This window comes from Cyanobium sp. Aljojuca 7A6 (assembly GCF_024346455.1).
Classification (GTDB): Bacteria; Cyanobacteriota; Cyanobacteriia; order PCC-6307; family Cyanobiaceae; genus Cyanobium.
The window spans coordinates 47,211-65,683 of record NZ_JAGQCY010000007.1 but is presented as its reverse complement, the minus strand read 5'-3'; the positions used below and the strand labels follow the sequence as shown (position 1 = coordinate 65,683).

The following is an 18,473-nucleotide window of genomic DNA, read 5'->3' as shown; positions in this document are numbered from 1 at the left end:
CCAACGGAATCTGGTTTCAACCATCCTGCGGTGCTACATTCCGGCCAAATTCATTCGGGAGCCTGGGGTGATGGGGACACCTCTGCATTCCGCCCTCTCACTGCTGAAAAGCAGTGCAGACGTGGCTTCGCCTAGCAAGGCGAAACCCAGCGGCGGTTCAGTCAGTTCCAAGACAGCAGCCCGCCAGGGAGGGCGCCTCAGCGCCGATTCCATTGGTTGGTATCTCAGCACAATCGGCCGTGTGCCTCTTCTCACACCGGCCGAAGAAATTGAGCTGGCTCACCACGTCCAGGCCGGCAAGAAGCTACTGGCCCTCGTCGATGGGGAGCTCACGGCGCGTCAGAAGCGACAGCTGCGCATGGGCCAACGGGCCCGTGACCGCATGATGGCCGCCAACCTGCGGCTGGTGGTGAGCGTGGCCAAGAAGTATCAGAATCAGGGTCTGGAATTGCTCGATCTGGTCCAGGAAGGGGCGATCGGTCTCGAGCGGGCCGTCGACAAGTTCGACCCCGCCATGGGCTACAAGTTTTCCACCTATGCCTACTGGTGGATCCGCCAGGGCATGACCCGCGCCATCGACAACAGCGCCCGCACGATTCGGCTGCCGATTCACATCAGTGAGAAGCTCTCGAAGATGCGGCGCATCACCCGCGAACTCTCCCACCGGCTGGGACGCCAGCCCAACCGACTTGAGCTGGCCCACGCCATGGGCATGCGGCCCGAGGAGCTCGAGGAACTGATGACCCAGAGCGCCCCCTGCGCCTCCCTTGATGCCCATGCCCGGGGTGAGGAAGACCGGAGCACCCTGGGTGAGCTGATCGCTGACCCGGCCAGCAACGAGCACTTCGATTCGATGGATCGCCATCTTCAGAAGGAGCATCTCGGTGCCTGGCTCTCCCAGCTCAACGAGCGGGAACAGAAGATCCTCCGGCTTCGCTTCGGGCTGGAGGGCTCCGAGCCCCTCACCCTCGCTGAAATCGGCCGTCAGATCAACGTCTCCCGTGAACGGGTGCGTCAGCTGGAGGCCAAGGCGATCATGAAGCTGCGGTTGATGAGCAATCTCCACCAGGCCGCCTGACCCCACTTTCCCTGCTGGCGTTGGTCCTTCCGCCCCAACAAGGCGGGGTTGCCCAGCTCACCGGGGTGCTCGCGGTGGCTGGTTGGCTGACCCTGCTCAGCGGTGCGGCCCTGCTGCTGCGCCGCCGCTGGCCCGAGCAAAGGGAATGGAGCCGCAAGCTGGTCCACATTGGTGCCGGGCCGGTGGTGCTGATCGCCTGGGCCTTCGGGGTGGAGCGGCTGATCGCCGTGCCCGCCGCCGGCGCCATCACCCTCCTGGCAGCCCTCAACCACCGGGTGCGGGTGTTGCCGGCGATCGAGGACGTGGAACGCCGCAGTTACGGCACGATCGCCTACGGCGCCTCGATCACCCTGCTGCTCTGGCTCTGGTGGCCCGCCTATCCCGCCACAGTGGCCGCCGGCGTTCTGGTGATGGCCTTCGGTGACGGCCTGGCCGGTCTGCTGGGACCGTTGATTCCTTCCCCGTCCTGGACGGTGCTCGGCGAGCGCCGCTCCCTGGTGGGCACGGCCACCATGGGGCTCGCCAGCCTCACCGTTCTGCTGACCCTGGGGCAGCTGGGCGGCGGCCATGTGCCTGCACCGGCAGGAATCGTCCTGATCGCCCTGGTGGCCACGGGGCTGGAGCAATGGGCCCTGTTTGGCCTCGATAACTTCAGCGTGCCGATGGCGGTGGCGGGTCTGTGGCGGGTGCTGAGCTGATGGGACCGATCGAGCGGATCCTGATCGGCCTGGCCCTCGTGGCGGCCTTGCTGGGGTTAAGGCTCGCCACCCGCCGTTTTCGCCTCCCGGCCCCGCCGCTGCTCATGCCGCTGCTGGCGGTGCTGCTGTGGTGGGCACTCGGCACGACAGCCCGACCGGCCGGGGTGCAGTGGCTCGGCGCCTTGGACGAACTGGCCACCGCCTATGCCCTGATCGGCCTGCTGGCCTGGCTGGCCCTGGAGTGTCCGGAGGCCCTGGGCTGGTGGCGGCCCACCGCCAAGATCCTGCGGGACCTGCTCAGCCTGGGTCTGTCGGCTGTGGCCACCGTGCTGGTGCTGCAGCGCCTGGCCAACCTCAACCTGGTGGGCCTGGTGACCACCTCAGCCGTGCTCACCGCGGTCATCGGCCTGGCGGCCCAGGAATCGCTCAAGGATCTGTTCGCTGGCATCGAACTGCAGCTGGATCCGCCCTTCCGGGAAGGGGATTGGATCAGCGTCGGCGAAGAGAGCGGCGTAGTGGAGTCGCTGCATCTGATGAACACCCGTCTACGCCGCAGGGATGGCTCCACCGTGACCCTGCCCAACAACACGGTGGCGGACAACCCGATGCGGCGATTCGGCCAGCACGAACCGGTGGGGAACCTCTTCGAGATCGCCCTGGGCTATGAAATTCCTCCGGCCCAGGCCCGCCAGCTGCTGGTGCGGGTGATGGCCGACAACCCCCTGGTGCTGATCGATCCCGCACCGGAGGTGCAGGTCAGCGCCTACGAGGACTCCCTCATCCGCTACGAGCTTCAGGGCTACCAATGGGGGCCCTCGGAAGGCGATCGGATCCGGTTGCGCAGCGAACTGCTGGAGCAGATCTGGTATGCCCTGGAGCGGCAGGGTTGGGAGCTGCCCTATCCGGTGCGGGAGCTCAAGCGCCGCCAGACCCAGCGGGATCCGGCCCACCCCACAGGTGTGGATGCCTCCCTGACGGCGGAACTGCTGCGGCGCAGCTGGCTGTTCGCCCAGCTGGACCCCGAGCAGGTGAGCCGCTTGGCGCCCCAGGTGCGCTGCCTGCGCTTCGGCTCCGGCGAAACGATCGTGGGCGAGGGGGAGGAGGGCGGCGCCCTGTTCCAGGTGGTGGACGGCGAGGTGGAGGTGTTCAAGGCCGATGGCTCCCCCCTGGGGCGGTCGGTGGCGGTGCTGGGCCGTGATCAGATCTTCGGGGAGATGACGGTGTGCACGGGGGAACCTCGCACAGCCACGGTGCGTTCCCGGGGGGAGTGTGTGCTGCTGGAAGTGGAGCGGGAGGACATCATGCCCCTGGTGGAAGACGACGCCGGGGTGCTGGACGCCCTGGCGGCGATCGTGGGCCAACGGCGCTCGGAACTGGAGAAGCTCTCCTCCCCGGATGCGGCACGGCGCCAGACCTCCATCCTGGAGCGCATGCGCCAGCTGTTCGGCATCGAGGTCGTTTGAGGAGGCACTGACCCGGGCAGGCCCAGGGGCAGGAGTGATCAGGCCCTCAGGAGCTGCTCGCAGCGGAACTCCCAGTCGCGCTGGGTGCCGATCCCGGCCACCAGCATCCGCTCGGCCGGCTCCTCCCGCAACCGCAGCTGCCACTGGCGGATCACGTCAGCCCGCTCCATCCAGACGTCGAGCACCAGCCGCTGGATGGCCTCACCGTCCCAGCTGCGTCCCCGGGCGGTGTCGAGCGCCCAACCCAGCAGATCATCCAGTTGGAAGGGGCGGAAGCCGCCGTAGATCGGGCCCGGGGTGGGGTTGCCCGAGGCCGGGGAAACGGACTTCTGTTCGAGGTAAAACAACTGCAAGGGATCCGACAACCCGCAGAACTGCAGGAGATAGGACATCAGCGGACCTCGTTGATCTTGCCGATCCAAACGTACCCAGGGCGGGCCAGTTAACTGTTCATCAAGAACAGTCTGTTGCAGACGATCGAATCAGCACTCAAAGCTTCAGAGTGCTGATGAACCCCTCAGGCCAGGGCCAGACTGCGGGCCTGAGCCTGTTGGACAGCCTCGGCGAGTTCGACCAGCAGTTCCAGGGTGGTGTCCAGATCGATGCAGGCATCGGTGATGCTCTGGCCATAGGTGAGGGAGGAAAGATCGGCGGAGATCTTCTGGTTTCCCTCCACCAGATGGCTCTCCACCATCACCCCCATCACATGGACCGAACCCTGGCGCACCTGGTCGGCCACCTGGCGCAGCACCTCCCCCTGGCGGCGGTAGTCCTTGTTGGAATTGCCGTGGCTGCAATCCACCATCAGCCGGGCCGGCAGGCCGTCCTTGGCCAGCAGGGCCGCCGCGGCCTCCACCGCCTCGGCGTGGTAATTGGTGCCGCTCTTGCCCCCCCGCAGCACCAGGTGGCCGTCGGGGTTGCCCGTGGTGGAGACGATGGCGGCCTGGCCCTCCCTGTTGATGCCCAGGAAATGATGCGGCCGGGCGGCCGCCTCCATGGCATTGATGGCGGTGGCGGCGCTGCCGTCGGTGCCGTTCTTGAAGCCGATCGGCATCGACAGGCCCGAGGCCATCTCCCGGTGGGTCTGGCTTTCGGTGGTGCGGGCGCCGATGGCGGTCCAGCTGATCAGATCGGCGAGATACTGGGGAACCACCGGATCGAGCACCTCGGTGGCTGCCGGCAGGCCCATCTCCGCCAGGTGCAGCAGCAGGGAGCGGGCGCGGCGCAGGCCGGTGTTGATGTCGTAGCTGCCGTCGAGGTGGGGATCATTGATCATTCCCTTCCAGCCCACGGTGGTGCGGGGCTTCTCGAAGTAGACCCGCATCACGATCTCCAACTCGCCCCGATGGCGGCGCTGGGCCTGGGCGATGGCCTCGGCGTACTCGCGGGCCGCGGCCACGTCATGCACCGAACAAGGGCCCACGATCACCAACACCCGCTGGTCACCGGCGTGCAGGATGGCCTTGATGCGTTCTCGCGCCTGCTGCACCGTGCGGGCGGCCTGCTCAGACAGGGGCAATTCTGCGTGCAGCACCGCCGGCGGCACCAGCGGCCGGGTTTCCACCACGTGGAGATCGGAGGTGGGGATCATGCGCGGCGACCGGCGGGGATGGGTCAGACCCCCCAGCCTACGAAGTGACGGCACTGACGCCTTCGCCGACTTCTGCAGCCGTCGCCACCAGAGGGCGGCCCCGCGGGGAAGAACAATGGAGTCCATGCCCATGCCCTCCGGGGGTACGACCCGGACCCCTTCCCCCCCATGTCCGTCTCCCAGAGCCCCGCCCCCCTCTCTCCTGCCGACCTGCTGCCCACCTACCGCGAGGAGGCTGCGGCGCGCGAAGCCCTCGGCGTGCCGCCCCTGCCCCTGACGGCACCCCAGGCGCAGGCCCTCACCCAGTTGCTGGAGCAGCCTCCCGCCGGCGAGGAGGCGTTCCTGCTGCATCTGCTGAGCGAGCGCATCCCGCCCGGGGTGGATGAGGCCGCCTATGTGAAGGCCGGCTGGCTCAGCGCCGTGGCCCAGGGCGTCGCATCAAGCCCCCTGGTCAGCCCCCTGGAGGCCACCGGGCTCCTGGCCACCATGATCGGCGGCTACAACGTCGGCGCCCTGATCGCCCTGCTCTCCAGCCCGGAGGCCGCCATCGCCGCAGAGGCCGCCCGGGGGCTGAGCCGCACCCTGCTCGTCTACGACGCCTTCCACGACGTCCTGGAGCTGGCCGAGACCAACCCCCTGGCCCGCCAGGTGGTGGACAGCTGGGCGGCGGCCGAATGGTTCCACGCCAGGCCCCCCTTGTCGGAGGCGATCACCGTCACGGTGTTCAAGGTGTCCGGGGAAACCAACACCGACGACCTGTCGCCGGCCACCCACGCCACCACCCGTCCGGACATCCCCCTGCACGCCCAGGCAATGCTGGAGACGCGCATGCCGGAGGGGCTCGGCCTGATCGCCGAGCTGAAGGCCAAGGGCCACCCGCTGGCCTACGTGGGCGATGTGGTGGGCACGGGCAGCTCGCGCAAATCCGCCATCAACTCGGTGCTCTGGCACATCGGCACCGACATTCCCCACGTGCCCAACAAACGCAGTGGCGGGGTGGTGCTGGGCAGCAAGATCGCGCCGATCTTCTTCAACACCGCCGAGGATTCCGGTGCCCTGCCGATCGAGTGCGACGTGAGCGCCCTCAGCAGCGGCGACGTGATCACGATCCGGCCGTATGCGGGCACGATCGAGCGGGCCGCCGGAGAGCCTGGCGCCGGAGAGGTGGTCGCCCGCTTTGAGCTCAAGCCCAGCACCATCGCCGACGAAGTGCGGGCCGGCGGCCGCATCCCCCTGCTGATCGGCCGCTCGCTCACCGACAAGGTGCGGCTGCAGCTGGGCCTGCCCGCCTCCGAGGCCTTCATCCGGCCGGTGGCCCCCAGTGACACCGGCAAGGGCTTCACCCTGGCCCAGAAGATGGTGGGCAAGGCCTGCGGCCTGGCGGGCGTGCGCCCCGGCACGAGCTGCGAACCGCTGATGACCAGCGTCGGCAGCCAGGACACCACCGGGCCGATGACCCGGGATGAGATGAAGGAGCTGGCCTGCCTGGGCTTCTCCGCCGATCTGGTGATGCAGAGCTTCTGCCACACCGCCGCCTACCCCAAGCCTGTCGACATCAAGACCCACGCCGAGCTGCCCGACTTCATCAGCTCCCGGGGCGGCGTCGCCCTGCGGCCCGGCGACGGCATCATCCACAGCTGGCTCAACCGCATGCTCCTGCCGGACACGGTGGGCACCGGCGGTGACAGCCACACCCGCTTCCCGCTCGGCATCTCCTTCCCGGCCGGTTCCGGCCTGGTGGCCTTCGCCGCGGCCATCGGGGCCATGCCCCTCGACATGCCCGAATCGGTGCTGGTGCGCTTCTCCGGCTCCCTGCAACCTGGCGTCACCCTGCGGGACGTGGTCAACGCCATCCCCTACGTGGCCATCCAGCAGGGGCTGCTGACGGTGGAGAAGGCCGGCAAGAAGAACATCTTCAGCGGCCGCATCATGGAGATCGAAGGGCTCCCCGATCTGAAGCTGGAGCAGGCGTTTGAGTTGACGGATGCGACCGCCGAGCGCTCCTGTGCCGGCAGCACGATCAAGCTGAGCGTCGAAACGGTGAGCGAATACCTGCGCAGCAACGTGGCGCTGCTGAAGAACATGATCGCCCGGGGCTACAGCGACGCCCGCACCATGGCGCGGCGGATCAAGGCAATGGAGGCCTGGCTCGCCGATCCGGTGCTGATGGAGGCCGATGCGGACGCCGAGTATGCCGCCGTGATCGACATCAACCTCGATGAGCTGAGCGAACCGATCCTGGCCTGCCCCAACGACCCCGACAACGTCAAGCTGCTGAGCGAGGTGGCCGGTGACCGGATCGATGAGGTGTTCATCGGCTCCTGCATGACCAACATCGGCCACTACCGCGCCGCCGCCACGGTGATGGATGGGGCCGGCACCAGCGCCGCCCGGCTGTGGGTCTGCCCCCCCACCCGCATGGACGACGAGGTGCTGCGGGCCGAGGGGTACACCGCCAAGTTCGAGACCGCCGGCGCCCGCATGGAGCTGCCGGGCTGTTCGCTGTGCATGGGCAACCAGGCCCGGGTGGAGGACAACACCACCGTGTTCTCCACCAGCACCCGCAACTTCAACAACCGCCTCGGCAACGGCGCCCAGGTGTACCTGGGCAGCGCCGAACTGGCGGCGGTGTGCGCCCTGCTGGGGCGCATCCCCAGCCCGGCCGAGTACCTGGAGATCGCCGCGGCCAAGATCGATCCCCTCTCCGACCAGCTCTACCGCTACCTCAACTTCGACCAGATCGATGGCTTCGAAGATGCCGGCCGGGTGGTGAGCGTGGAGGAGGAGCAGAAGGTGCTGGCGGAGGTCTGAGATGGCGCACCCACGCCGTGCGTGGGTTCAGGGCACGGAGGGATCGAACCCGTGATTCACGTCTCGATCCCTCACCTCACCAAGGGCTGAGGCCTCAGCCCCCCACCACCAGGGCGTCGACGCTCGCATAGCGCTCGAAGTTCTCCCCAAGCAGCGACACATCGCCGCGTCGCTGCACCGTGAGCTTCTCGGGCTGATCGGAAACGACAGCCTTGCCCTTCACGAACAGGAACTGGCGTTTCTGGCCTTTGGGGTTCATCACGACCACCGTGGCGCTGTTGTTGGCCCGGCGGATCACGGAGGCCTTGCACCTGGTGGCCTTAACGCTGCTCCCGGACCCACAGAGCACCTCCGCTGAGCCATCGTACGGTGTGCCCGGGATCAGGGCACGCGGGGCGAGGGGAGCACCACTGATCCCAACCTTGAGGCTGTAGGTGCTGGATTCCTTGCGGCGCGCCGCCGGCCGCATCAGATACACCCTCACCCTGACATCGCCATCGCTGGGCAAAGGCCCACGGAAACGATTGCCGGAGCTGCTACCGATGAACAGGGCGGTGTCGGTCCCAGCTCGAAACGTGATCCTCTGACTGTCGATTGCGGTCTGGGCCAATCCAACCCCAGCTGGGAGACTGATGGCCAGAAGGCCAGCGGCAGCGAAGGCGAAGGGAGCACGCCTCGGTCCTTTGCTCGGGGTCAAGACAAATCCTACCTGGCTTGTTCCCGGGAACGTTTCTTCCCGCCTATTCAATGAGTGGGTGAGCCGTTCCGGTCTGTTGAAAAATGTGGAATGAATTCTCGAGCCACAGGTTACAGGTTAGGCCGCACGTCCTTGGCAGTACCACAAGGTGATGGGCAGAGCCTGCCCTTCAGTACGGACCATCTGTGAGGCGCTCCGACAACCACCACAGATTTCCAAACTGGTCTCGGATGCCGCCCTGCCTGTCGTTGTATGGCATGTTCGCTACATCCATGATCTTTACGCTCCCCGCAGCAATGGCCTTCACCATCGCCTCATCAGCGTTCTCGACGTACAGGTAGTACGAGGCTGGCATGGCAGGAAACTCTGCTGATGCCTCACTGACCATGACAGTTGATGTTCCAATCCGCACTTGTGCGTTCGCGATGCGATCACCGTTCATGTGGCGGCCAATCTCGACACCACCAAATGCCTCAGCGAGGAATTGAAGAAAGCGGTCTGCGCCTTCCATGAAGAAGTACGGAGTGACGGTACTGAAGCCTTGTGGAATTCGCATGGAATCTCCGTTTGTGCGGCCTAACGCTTCTCGGGCGGAGACGTCTAAGTCCCAAATCTTCCGCCGTGGAAAGCATACGTTCGAGTTGTCCTGAGGGCAACGCCGCCAAATCCGTTGATGGTCTGGGTTCACCTTTCAGAGCCATGACACCCCGTCGACTCAGGCAGACCTGGAGAAACACCCTGCTGCCGTAGCCCAACCTGGCCATCGGTTGGCGCTCCATCCAGGAAGTGGTTGAATCCAATCTCGCCGCATTGGGCCGGTTCGGACGGAAAAACTTGGGCACGAAGCTCCACCCAGCATCACTCCGAAGCGCTAAATCGCGGGCGCCAGCGGGCACCGTTCCGCGTCGGCGGCACCGGCCACCACCAAGTCCACCCCCACGCCAAGGGGCCCAAGGACCTGGCGAAAGCGCTGCCAGCAGGCGGCCTTCTCGGCGGGGCTGAGCTGGACTCGGCCCACGATCACCGCCAGGTCAAGGTCGGAATCGGGGCGCGCCTCGCCCCGGGCCCGCGAGCCGAAGCCAGCACCGCCATCAGCTCGGTGTCGGCACAGAGCCGTGACAGGGCCAGACGACAGACCTCCGGATCCAGGCCGGGGCCGAGATCCAGCAGAGGCGACAGCTGCTGCGGCTGACGCCAGGGAATCGCGGGCGGCTCGAACGACTGTGCAGAGGCAGTAGCCATGGAGAAACGCTACCGCCGCAGAACGCAGGGGCCCAGCGCCGCCGACCTGCCCTCGGTTGCTATTCGCCGCCTTGAACGGCCAGGAGCTTGCGCTGCTGCTTCCAGCGCAGCACCTGCCAGACCAGGAACACCATCAGCAGGGGCAGCACCGCCACCAGCACCACGAACCGGTAGGTGTTGTCGACGATCTCGCCGCCAGCGGTGGCGGACAGGACCTGCTCCACCAGATAGAGGCCGTAGAGCCCCAGCAGCAGCCAGCCCTCAAGGCGGGAGATCGTCCCGTTGCTCCAGAAGATCGGCAGGCAGGCCAGGGTGGTGGCCACCATGATCGGCAGGTCGCGGCTGATCATCACCGGATCCACCGCCAGCCCCTTGCTGCCGGAGGCCACGGCGCAGAGGCCCAGGATCAGTACCTGGTTGAGCAGGTTGCTGCCCACCACGTTGCCGATGGCCAGGTCGGCCCTGCCCCGGTAGGCGGCCACCACGGAGGTGACCAGCTCGGGCATGGAGGTGCCGGCCGCCACGATCGTCAGGCCGATCACCGTCTGGCTCACCCCCAGGGCCACGGCGGCCGTGGTGGCCCCCTTCACCAGCAGCTGCGAGCCCACAACCAGCAGGGCAAGGCCGGCGGCCAGCTTCAGGGAGGCGACCATCGGAGTGGCCCGTTCGTCTTCGATGTCCTCTTCGGCCGCCTCAGAATCTTCCGAGGCGGTGCGCATCTCCCAGACGACGTTGGCCACCATCGCGAACAGCAACGCCACCCCGGCCTGCCAGGTGACGCGGCCCGCGGAGGCCATCCCCCACACGGCCATGGAGATACCCAGCAGCAGCGGCACGTCCCGGCGCACCAGGCGGCTCCTGACCCGCAGGGGGACGATGGCCGCGCTGGCGCCGAGCACCACCAGGATGTTGAAGATGTTGCTGCCCACCACGTTGCTGACGGCCAGGTCGGCGTCGCCATTGAATGTGGAGATCAGGCTCACGAACAGTTCCGGGGCGCTGGTACCCAGCGACACCACCGTCAGGCCGATCACCAGCTGGGGAATGCCCAGCAGCAGGGACAGGGCGACGGAACCAGCCACGAACAACTCCCCGCCGCCAAACAGCACCAGGATCCCGAGGATGATCTCGACGGAACTTGGCAGCGTGGGCATCGAAGGAACTTTGTAAAGCCCCCCACTCTAGGTAAGCAACGCCGGGTCGTCCAAAGTGACACGCTGGAGCTCCCCACCCTGACGCCCCCCTGAATCAGGAAACCCTGCTGTTCCAGCCAGCCCGACCGGTCGCCGATGCCCTGCGCACCGTGCTGGCTTTCCCAAGCAGCTATTCGGTGGGGATCACCAGCCTGGGGTACCAGGTGGTGTGGGCCAGCCTGGCGCGCCGCAGCGACCTCGATGTGCGCCGGCTGTTCACCGACCAGGGGGACCCGCCACACCGGCACTGCGACCTGTTCGGTCTGTCGCTCAGCTGGGAACTCGACGGCCCCGTGCTGCTCGATCTGCTCGAGCGCCAGGGCATCCCCCTCTGGAGTCACCAGCGGGGGGAGGACGATCCGATCGTGTTCGGCGGCGGCCCGGTGCTGACCGCCAACCCCGAACCCCTGGCCCCCTTCTTCGACGTGGTGCTGCTCGGCGACGGAGAGCTGCTGCTGCCCGCCTTCATCGACGCGCTCCAGGCCGGGCGTGCCCTGCCCCGTTCCGAGCGGCTGTGCCTCCTGGCCAAGGTTCCCGGGGTCTACGTGCCGGCGCTCTACGCCCCCCGCTACGACAGCGAGGGAGCGCTGCTGGGAGTGGAGCCGATCGGGCCGGGCCTGCCGGCGACCATCGCCAAGCAGACCTGGCGCGGCAACACCCTCAGCCACTCCACGGTGATCACGCCGGAGGCGGCCTGGCCGTCGATCCACATGGTGGAGGTGGCCCGCAGCTGCCCGGAGCTGTGCCGTTTCTGCCTGGCCAGCTACCTGACCCTGCCGTTCCGCACCGCCTCCCTCGACGACGGCCTGATCCCGGCGGTGGAGACGGGGCTGGCGGTGACGCAGCGGCTCGGCCTTCTGGGGGCCTCGGTGACCCAGCACCCCCAGTTCGCCGACCTGCTGAGCTGGCTCGATCAGGACCGTTTCGAGGGCACCCGGGTGAGCGTCAGCTCGGTGCGGGCGGCTACCGTGACCCCCCAGCTGGGGCGGATCCTGGCCCGGCGGGGGAGCAAGTCGCTCACGATCGCGATCGAAAGCGGCAGCGAGCGGATGCGCCGGGTGGTGAACAAGAAGCTGAGCGGCGAGGAGATCTTCGCCGCGGCCCGCTACGCCAAAGAGGGTGGCCTCAGCGGCCTGAAGCTCTATGGCATGGCGGGGCTGCCCAGCGAAGACGACGCCGACATCGAAGCCACCGCCGACCTGCTGCTGGCCCTGAAGACAGCCACCCCGGGCCTGCGGCTCAGCCTGGGGGTGAGCACCTTCGTGCCCAAGGCCCACACCCCCTTCCAGTGGCAGGGGGTGCGCCCGGAGGCGGAGAAACGCCTGCAGCGGCTGGCGCGGCGCCTGCAGCCGAAGGGCATCGAGCTGCGGCCGGAGAGCTACGGCTGGAGCGTCATCCAGGCCCTGCTCTCCCGCAGCGACCGCCGCCTGGCGCCGGTGATCGCCGCGGCGCGGGGCCAGCACGACAGCCAGGGCGGTTGGAAGAAGGCCTACCGGGCGGCGCGGGCCGGGGACGTGGCGATGCCCACGGATCTGCCGTTCCCCCTACCGATGCCGCCCCCCTGGGAGGAGGTGGTCCATGCCACCTGGGCTGAGCAGCGGGTGTTGCCCTGGACCCATCTGGAAGGACCCCTGCCGCCGGCCACCCTGCTCAGGCATCGGCAGGAGGCGCTGGCTGGCGATAGCAGCGCAGACCCGCCAGCAGCACCCAGCCCGCCACATTGACGCGGCTGTCGTAGAGGGGAATGTCGGTGGCGTGCAGGGCCACCAGCACCAGGGTCGCCGCCCACCAGGCCCGATCGAACAGGCTGCCGCCGGCCATGCCCAGCCAGCCGGCCCGGCCCAGCAGCCACAGCACCAGCCCCACCACGAGCACGGCGACCGGCACCCCGTGGCTCAAGGCCAGATCGATCGGCAGGTTGTGGGGGTGGCCATGCCAGAAGCCGGTGCGCATCGGGTAAATGATGCTGAAGGCGGCCGCCCCCCAACCCAGCCAGGGCCGTTCGGCGATCAGCCCCACGGCCACCTGCCACTGGGCCAGGCGGGTGATCGCCAGCGGACGCTGGCCGCCGTGCTCAAGGTCGATCAGCCGGCCCCAGATCGCTTCGGGCACCAGGTGGCGGGCCAGCTCCTGCAGGCCCAGGGGCACCCAGGGCAGGGTGGCCACACCGATCACCGCCAGCACCACCAGCAGCGCTGGCAGCAGCCACAGCCAGCTGCCCGGCCCCGCCACCAGGGGCACCGCCAGCATCAGGGCCCCCCAGGCATTGCGGGAATCGGTGAGGAACACCGCCGCCACAAGGCTGGCGGCGATCACCAGCACCACCCCCCGGCGCCGCCAGCCCTGGCGAACTTCGAGCAGGGCCGCCAGGGTGAAGGGCCAGGCCAGGACCATCCAGGCCCCGGCGATGTTGGCGTAGTCGAACAGTCCCGCGAGCCGCTGCGGCGGATTGCCCCCGGCCTTGATGTGCCAGATGATCAGACCTCCCAGCCACTGAAAGGGTCCGCTCCAGCCCCACCAGAGCTGGCCCAGGCCGGTGAGGATCACCGGTACCGTTCCCGCCACCAGGGCCAGCGCTACCCGGCGGCGGGCGGCGGGGGTGCCGAGATAAACCTGGAAGCCCCAGAAACCCCAGAAGAAGGGCAGCCAGTTGCCCATCCCCAGCCAGGCCAGTTCGTTGCTGGCGGCCCGGAAGCAGCCCAGCACCATCAGCACCGCCGCCACCAGAAGCACACCATTGGCGCGGTCCTCAAGGACGGGCCGGCGGCCGCGGCTGCCCAGGATCAGGGCCAGCAGCAGGGCCAGACCGGCCAGGAAGGCGCTGCTGGCCAACAGGAACAGCCCCAGCTGGAAACAACGCCAGCCCAGCGGGGTGGCGGCGTCAGGGCGAGACGCCTGCAGGCGGTCGTCGAGGGCGGAAAAACGGATCACCGGAGCAGTGGCGGGTCCCATGGCACCGCTCAATCAAACACAGCGGTTCGGCCGCGATAAACCATCACCTGTCGGCGCAGAAACAGACGCACAGCCCTGGCCAGGGCCAGCCTTTCGGTGTCACGGCCCTTGCGGATCAGGTCTTCCACCTCGTCACGGTGGCCGACATGCATGGTGGCCTGCTCGATGATCGGGCCCCCATCCAGCTCCTCGGTGACGAAGTGGGCGGTGGCGCCGATGAGCTTGACCCCCCGCTCCCAGGCGCGGTGATAGGGCTGGGCCCCCTGGAAGGCAGGCAAAAAAGAATGATGGATGTTGATCACCTGGGAGAAGCGGGCCAGGAAGGCGGGGCTGAGCACCTGCATGTATTTGGCCAGCACCACCAGCTCGATCCCCTCCTCCTCCAGCAGGGCCAGCTGGCCCTGCTCCACCTCCGAGCGGGAGGCCGCCGTGATTGGCAGGTGCACGAAGCGGGCACCGAAATCAGCTGCCAGCGTTGCCAGATCCGGGTGGTTGGACACCACCAGGGGCACCTGCATCGGCAGTTCCCCGGAGCGGGTGCGCCAGAGCAGATCCACCAGGCAGTGGTCCTGACGGCTGGCAAAGATCGCCACCCGGGGCAGGACATCGGAAAAGTGCACCTGGCCCTCGCCGCCGAGACGCCCCGCCAGGGCGGCCACGGCCGGAACGATGGCCTCCCGCGGCAGACCGAAGCCCTCCAGAGCCCATTCGATCCGGCTCAGGAACAGCCCCGCCCCCGCATCGGTGTGGTGATCAGCGTGGAGGATGTTGCCGCCGTTGGCGGCCACCCAGCCCGAGAGTTCGCTCACCAGCCCTGGCCGATCGGGGCAGATCAGCTGCAGGATCGCCGTGGGGGCACGCATCGATGGTTCCGGAACGGAGCGGGCGGGACCGTCATGGTGGCGCAGGCGGGCCGGTAAAGTCGCTGCGCCAGCCACGTCACAGCACCGTCCCATGGCCGTCGCGTCGATCTCCGCGCCCATCTCCCTGATGGCTGGCCTGCGCCGCCTTGGCCTGCTCGCCGTGGCCCTGGTGCTCAGCGTTTCTCTGGTGGCCTGCTCGGGCGACCAGAGCCGCAAGCCCCCGACGATCAGCCCCGCGGACATGACCCTGATCGCCCGCCAGGCCGAAGGGTTCCTGGCCTCGAAGGAGCGCCTGCCCGAACTGGCCGATCTGGTCAACGACCGCAACTGGGTGTTCACCCGCAACCTGATCCACGGTCCGATGCAGGATCTGGGTCGCCAGATGCTCTACATCAACCAGCGCCTGCTGCCGGCCGACCGGGCCGAGGCCGGCAAGCGGGCCACGAAGCTGAAAGCCTCCCTCGCCAAGCTCGATGAGGCCGCCCGTCTGCAGGACGGCGAGAACCTCCGCAAGGACTACATCAAGGTGGCCACCGGCTTCAGCGCTTATGCCGAGGTGATCCCGGCCGAGGCCGTCGCCATGGCGGAAGCCTTCGCCGCCGAAGACAAGCTGTCGAACGCCGTGCCCCCCGCCCCCTCGCCGACCACCCCGGCTCCCCAGCCGGTCTCCGTGAGCAACGCCGACGCCTGAAGCCGGCCCTCCGCAAGGGCCGCCAACCGGCGGCGCCTCCAGCACGGTGATCGTCGTGGGGGCCGGGATCGTGGGCCTGGCCTGCGCCTGGTGGCTCCAGGGTCGGGGCCATCAGGTGATGCTGCTGGATCCGGGCCTGGCCGGTGGTGGCACGGGCGATGACGACCCGGGGGGCGTGCAGCGCAGCGGCAGCCGGGCTGCCCTCGGCGTGCTGATGGCCGACAGCTTCCACCGCGACCGCGGCCGGGCCTGGGAGCTGCGTCAGCGCAGCCAGAAGCTCTGGAGCCAGTGGCGCCGCGATCTGGCCCAGCGGGGGCATCCGATCCCCTACCGGGCCGGGGTGCTGCTGCTGGCCGCCGATGGCGCCGAAGTGGAACGGCTGGTGGCGCTGGGGGCGCGCAAACGGGCCCTGGGCCTGCCCCTGGAGCCCTGGGACCAGCAGCGGCTGGAACCGCTCCAGCCCACCCTGCCCCAACCCACCCTGGCAGGGCTCCACTGCGGCCGCGATGGCCAGATCGACCCCGGTGCCGCCCTGGCCGCCCTGGCGGCGGACGGCAGGCAACGGGGCCTGGCGCTGCGGGCGGAGGCGGCCGTCGCCCTGCAGCCGGAGCGGGGCGGCTGGCGGGTGGAGCTGGCCGGCGGCGGCGTGGAGCAGGCGGCCTGGGTGGTGCTGGCGCCGGGAACCGCCGCCAGCACCCTGCTGGAGAGTGTCCTGGGCAAGGAGCGTGACCGCTGGGCGCTGGAGCCCGTGCTGGGCCAAGCCCTGGAGCTGGAACTGGAGGCACCCCTCCCCTCCCATTGGCCTGGGACGGTGGTGTGGCGCGGCCTCAATCTGGTGCCCCGTCCGGACCTGGAGGGGGGCCGGCGGCTGTGGCTGGGGGCGACTCTGGAACCGGGCAGCAGGGCCGACCCAGATGAGCTGGTTCAGCTGCGCCAGCTGGGGGACGCGGCGCCGGAGTGGTTGCGAGGGGCACGGGTGGTGCGCCACTGGCAAGGGCTGCGGCCGCGCCCGGTCGGCCAGCCGGCCCCCCTGTTGGAGCAGCCGGCCGCGGGACTGCTGCTGGCGACTGGCCACTACCGCAATGGGGTGCTGCTGGCGCCGGCCAGCGCCGCCTGGGTGGCCGAACGGATCGAGGCCGGCCACCGGGACGCCTGACGACCGCGGCGGGCCATGCACGCGGGGGCCCATGAAAAAAGCCCCCCGAGGGGGGCTTGGTGCGGCAGGATCCGGGCCGGGCGGCCCAGGGATCACTTGCTCTCGGTGAACTCGGCGTCGATGACGTCATCGGCGGCGGCGGCGTTGCCGTTGCCATTGCCATTGCCGCCAGGGGCGGCGCCAGAGGGAGCACCCTCGGCCCCGGCCTGCTGGTACACGGAGGCACCGGCGGCATAGAGGGCCTGCTGGAGCTGCTCAAGGCTGGCCTTGATGGCCGGGCTGTCGTCCTTCTCAAGGGCTTCCTTGAGGTCGGCGGAGAAGGCCTCCACCTTGGCCTTGTCCTCGGCACTCACCTTGTCGCCCAGGTCGCCCAGCTGCTTCTCGGCCTGGTAGATGAGGGTTTCGGCCTGATTCTTCAGGTCGATCTTCTCGCGCTTCTCCTTGTCGGCGCTGGCGTTGGCTTCAGCGTCCTTCACCATCTTGTCGACTTCGTTGTCGCTGAGGGTGGAGGCTCCGGTGATGGAGATGCTCTGCTCCTTGCCGCTGCCTTTGTCCTTGGCGGTGACGCTGAGGATGCCGTTGGCGTCGATGTCGAAGGTGACTTCGATCTGGGGCACGCCGCGGGGGGCCGGGGGGATGCCGTCGAGGCGGAAGGTGCCCAGCGACTTGTTGTCGGAAGCCATCTCACGCTCACCTTGGAGCACGTGGATCTCCACGTTGGTCTGGCCGTCGACGGCGGTGGAATACACCTCCGACTTCTTGGTGGGGATCGTGGTGTTGCGGGTGATCATCTTGGTCATCACACCGCCGAGGGTCTCCACGCCCAGGGAGAGCGGGGTGACGTCGAGCAGCAGGATGTCCTTGACCTCGCCGGCGAGCACGCCGCCCTGGATGGCGGCACCCACGGCCACCACCTCATCCGGGTTGACCGTCTGGTTGGGGGTCTTGTTGGTGATCCGCTTGACCAGCTCCAGCACCGCGGGGATGCGGGTGGAGCCACCCACCATCACGATCTCGTCGAGCTCGCTGGTGGAGAGCTTGGCGTCCTTGAGGGCCTGCTCCACCGGCACCCGGCAACGGTCGATCAGCTTGGAGGCGAGTTCCTCGAACTTGGCCCGGGTGAGGGTGAGGTCGAGGTGCTTGGGGCCTTCCGGGGTGGCGGTGATGAAAGGCAGATTGATCTCGGCCTGGGTGGCACTGGAGAGTTCGATCTTGGCCTTCTCGGCGGCCTCGGTGAGGCGCTGCAGGGCCTGCTTGTCCTGGCGCAGATCGATGCCTTCGTTGCTCTTGAAGTTGTCGGCCAGGTAATCAACGATCACCTTGTCGAAGTCGTCGCCGCCCAGGTGGGTGTCGCCACTGGTGGAAAGCACCTCAAAGACGCCATCGCCCACTTCGAGCACGGAGACGTCGAAGGTGCCGCCGCCGAGGTCGAACACGAGGATGCGCTCATTGCTCTTGCGATCCAGGCCATAGGCCAGGGCCGCGGCCGTGGGCTCGTTGATGATGCGCAGAACCTCGAGGCCGGCGATCTTGCCGGCGTCCTTGGTGGCCTGCCGCTGGGAGTCGTTGAAGTAGGCGGGGACGGTGATCACCGCCTGGGTGACGGTCTCACCCAGGTACTTGCCGGCGTCTTCGGCCAGCTTGCGCAGCACTTCGGCCGAGATCTCCTCGGGAGCGAACTGCTTGCTGAGCACCGGGCACTTGATCTTGACGTTGGAGCCGGCCTTCTCAACGCCATAGCTCACTTCCTTCGATTCCTCGTTCACCTCATCGACCCGGCGGCCGATGAAACGCTTGACGGAATAGAAGGTGTTCTCCGGGTTCATGACCGCCTGGCGTTTGGCGATCTGCCCCACCAGCTTGTCCTGGTTCTTGGTGAAGGCGACCACCGAGGGCGTCGTGCGGAAACCCTCGGCGTTGGCGATCACCGTGGGCTTGCCGCCCTCCATCACGGCGACGCAGCTGTTCGTGGTGCCGAGGTCAATACCGACGACCTTGCCCATGGATAACCACCTCCTGGTGTGGATGAATGTCTGGC

16 protein-coding genes and 1 pseudogene are annotated in these 18,473 nt (G+C 68.1%); 7 read left to right on the top strand and 10 right to left on the bottom strand.

What is annotated here, in order from left to right:
* Positions 1-70: 70 nt before the first annotated feature.
* Genes KBY95_RS08160 through KBY95_RS08150 form a run of 3 tightly spaced genes read left to right on the top strand, consistent with a single transcriptional unit; the run spans position 71 to position 3,239 of the window.
* Positions 71-1,078, top strand: a complete 1,008-nt coding sequence (locus tag KBY95_RS08160) for a sigma-70 family RNA polymerase sigma factor (RefSeq protein WP_254964465.1) — start codon at positions 71-73, stop codon at positions 1,076-1,078.
* A gap of 20 nt (positions 1,079-1,098) precedes the next feature.
* A complete protein-coding gene (locus KBY95_RS08155) occupies positions 1,099-1,776 on the top strand; it encodes a diacylglycerol/polyprenol kinase family protein (RefSeq protein ID WP_254964464.1) in 678 nt (225 codons plus the stop codon).
* The gene (locus tag KBY95_RS08150; RefSeq protein WP_254964463.1) at positions 1,776-3,239 is read left to right on the top strand and encodes a mechanosensitive ion channel family protein; all 1,464 of its coding nucleotides are present in this window, start codon (positions 1,776-1,778) and stop codon (positions 3,237-3,239) included. Before KBY95_RS08155 ends, KBY95_RS08150 begins: the two co-directional genes overlap by 1 nt.
* Positions 3,240-3,277: 38 nt before the next feature.
* Here KBY95_RS08150 and KBY95_RS08145 read toward each other — a convergent pair whose 3' ends face one another.
* Together KBY95_RS08145 and KBY95_RS08140 are read right to left on the bottom strand one after the other, a co-directional pair.
* Positions 3,278-3,631: a hypothetical protein gene (locus KBY95_RS08145; RefSeq protein ID WP_254964462.1), complete on the bottom strand. Its 354-nt coding sequence runs from the start codon at positions 3,629-3,631 to the stop codon at positions 3,278-3,280.
* A 125-nt stretch (positions 3,632-3,756) separates the two neighbouring features.
* Positions 3,757-4,830 (bottom strand): 3-deoxy-7-phosphoheptulonate synthase, encoded by a 1,074-nt coding sequence (locus KBY95_RS08140; RefSeq protein ID WP_254964461.1) that lies wholly within the window; start codon positions 4,828-4,830, stop codon positions 3,757-3,759.
* 168 nt (positions 4,831-4,998) lie between these two features.
* On the opposite strand from KBY95_RS08140, the gene acnB reads away from it, so the two are divergent.
* Positions 4,999-7,641 carry a bifunctional aconitate hydratase 2/2-methylisocitrate dehydratase gene (gene acnB / locus KBY95_RS08135; protein ID WP_254964460.1) on the top strand — a complete coding sequence of 881 codons (2,643 nt, stop codon included), beginning with the start codon at positions 4,999-5,001 and terminating at the stop codon, positions 7,639-7,641.
* Between the two features lie 94 nt (positions 7,642-7,735).
* Here the strand turns inward: acnB and KBY95_RS08130 are convergent, their stop codons facing one another.
* The 5 genes from KBY95_RS08130 to KBY95_RS08115 all read right to left on the bottom strand — a co-directional run bounded on the left by KBY95_RS08130 (position 7,736) and on the right by KBY95_RS08115 (position 10,734).
* The gene (locus KBY95_RS08130; RefSeq protein WP_254964459.1) at positions 7,736-8,251 is read right to left on the bottom strand and encodes a hypothetical protein; all 516 of its coding nucleotides are present in this window, start codon (positions 8,249-8,251) and stop codon (positions 7,736-7,738) included.
* A 256-nt stretch (positions 8,252-8,507) separates the two neighbouring features.
* A complete protein-coding gene (locus KBY95_RS08125; RefSeq protein WP_254964458.1) occupies positions 8,508-8,894 on the bottom strand; it encodes a VOC family protein in 387 nt (128 codons plus the stop codon).
* A gap of 315 nt (positions 8,895-9,209) precedes the next feature.
* The gene (locus tag KBY95_RS16485; RefSeq protein ID WP_396094939.1) at positions 9,210-9,449 is read right to left on the bottom strand and encodes a nucleotidyltransferase family protein; all 240 of its coding nucleotides are present in this window, start codon (positions 9,447-9,449) and stop codon (positions 9,210-9,212) included.
* A complete protein-coding gene (locus tag KBY95_RS08120; RefSeq protein WP_254964457.1) occupies positions 9,359-9,580 on the bottom strand; it encodes a hypothetical protein in 222 nt (73 codons plus the stop codon). The genes KBY95_RS16485 and KBY95_RS08120 overlap by 91 nt, the downstream gene beginning before the upstream one ends.
* Positions 9,581-9,639: 59 nt before the next feature.
* A complete protein-coding gene (locus KBY95_RS08115; protein WP_254964456.1) occupies positions 9,640-10,734 on the bottom strand; it encodes a calcium/sodium antiporter in 1,095 nt (364 codons plus the stop codon).
* Between the two features lie 149 nt (positions 10,735-10,883).
* Between KBY95_RS08115 and KBY95_RS08110 the strand changes: the two genes are divergently transcribed.
* On the top strand, positions 10,884-12,497 hold the full coding sequence (locus KBY95_RS08110; RefSeq protein ID WP_254964455.1) for a radical SAM protein: 1,614 nt from the start codon (positions 10,884-10,886) through the stop codon (positions 12,495-12,497).
* On the opposite strand, the gene KBY95_RS08105 is transcribed toward KBY95_RS08110, so the two are convergent.
* A complete protein-coding gene (locus KBY95_RS08105) occupies positions 12,424-13,725 on the bottom strand; it encodes an O-antigen ligase (protein WP_254964454.1) in 1,302 nt (433 codons plus the stop codon). The genes KBY95_RS08110 and KBY95_RS08105 overlap by 74 nt on opposite strands.
* A gap of 8 nt (positions 13,726-13,733) precedes the next feature.
* Positions 13,734-14,588 carry a formyltetrahydrofolate deformylase gene (gene purU / locus KBY95_RS08100; protein WP_254964453.1) on the bottom strand — a complete coding sequence of 285 codons (855 nt, stop codon included), beginning with the start codon at positions 14,586-14,588 and terminating at the stop codon, positions 13,734-13,736.
* Between the two features lie 124 nt (positions 14,589-14,712).
* Here purU and psbQ point away from each other — a divergent pair.
* Positions 14,713-15,168, top strand: a pseudogene (gene psbQ, locus KBY95_RS08095) (photosystem II protein PsbQ); the annotation flags it as partial.
* Between the two features lie 157 nt (positions 15,169-15,325).
* Positions 15,326-16,435, top strand: coding sequence for an FAD-binding oxidoreductase (locus KBY95_RS08090; protein WP_254964452.1), 1,110 nt, complete (start codon positions 15,326-15,328; stop codon positions 16,433-16,435).
* A 92-nt stretch (positions 16,436-16,527) separates the two neighbouring features.
* Here KBY95_RS08090 and dnaK read toward each other — a convergent pair whose 3' ends face one another.
* On the bottom strand, positions 16,528-18,438 hold the full coding sequence (gene dnaK / locus KBY95_RS08085) for a molecular chaperone DnaK (RefSeq protein WP_254964451.1): 1,911 nt from the start codon (positions 18,436-18,438) through the stop codon (positions 16,528-16,530).
* Positions 18,439-18,473: the final 35 nt, after the last annotated feature.

Coding starts and splice junctions, on each gene's coding strand:
- KBY95_RS08160 (WP_254964465.1), top strand. CDS start 71: ATGGGGACACCTCTGCATTCCGCCCTCTCACTGCTGAAAAGCAGTGCA.
- KBY95_RS08150 (WP_254964463.1), top strand. CDS start 1,776: ATGGGACCGATCGAGCGGATCCTGATCGGCCTGGCCCTCGTGGCGGCC.
- KBY95_RS08145 (WP_254964462.1), bottom strand. CDS start 3,631: ATGTCCTATCTCCTGCAGTTCTGCGGGTTGTCGGATCCCTTGCAGTTG.
- KBY95_RS08140 (WP_254964461.1), bottom strand. CDS start 4,830: ATGATCCCCACCTCCGATCTCCACGTGGTGGAAACCCGGCCGCTGGTG.
- acnB (WP_254964460.1), top strand. CDS start 4,999: ATGTCCGTCTCCCAGAGCCCCGCCCCCCTCTCTCCTGCCGACCTGCTG.
- KBY95_RS08125 (WP_254964458.1), bottom strand. CDS start 8,894: ATGCGAATTCCACAAGGCTTCAGTACCGTCACTCCGTACTTCTTCATG.
- KBY95_RS08120 (WP_254964457.1), bottom strand. CDS start 9,580: ATGGCTACTGCCTCTGCACAGTCGTTCGAGCCGCCCGCGATTCCCTGG.
- KBY95_RS08115 (WP_254964456.1), bottom strand. CDS start 10,734: ATGCCCACGCTGCCAAGTTCCGTCGAGATCATCCTCGGGATCCTGGTG.
- KBY95_RS08105 (WP_254964454.1), bottom strand. CDS start 13,725: ATGGGACCCGCCACTGCTCCGGTGATCCGTTTTTCCGCCCTCGACGAC.
- purU (WP_254964453.1), bottom strand. CDS start 14,588: ATGCGTGCCCCCACGGCGATCCTGCAGCTGATCTGCCCCGATCGGCCA.
- dnaK (WP_254964451.1), bottom strand. CDS start 18,438: ATGGGCAAGGTCGTCGGTATTGACCTCGGCACCACGAACAGCTGCGTC.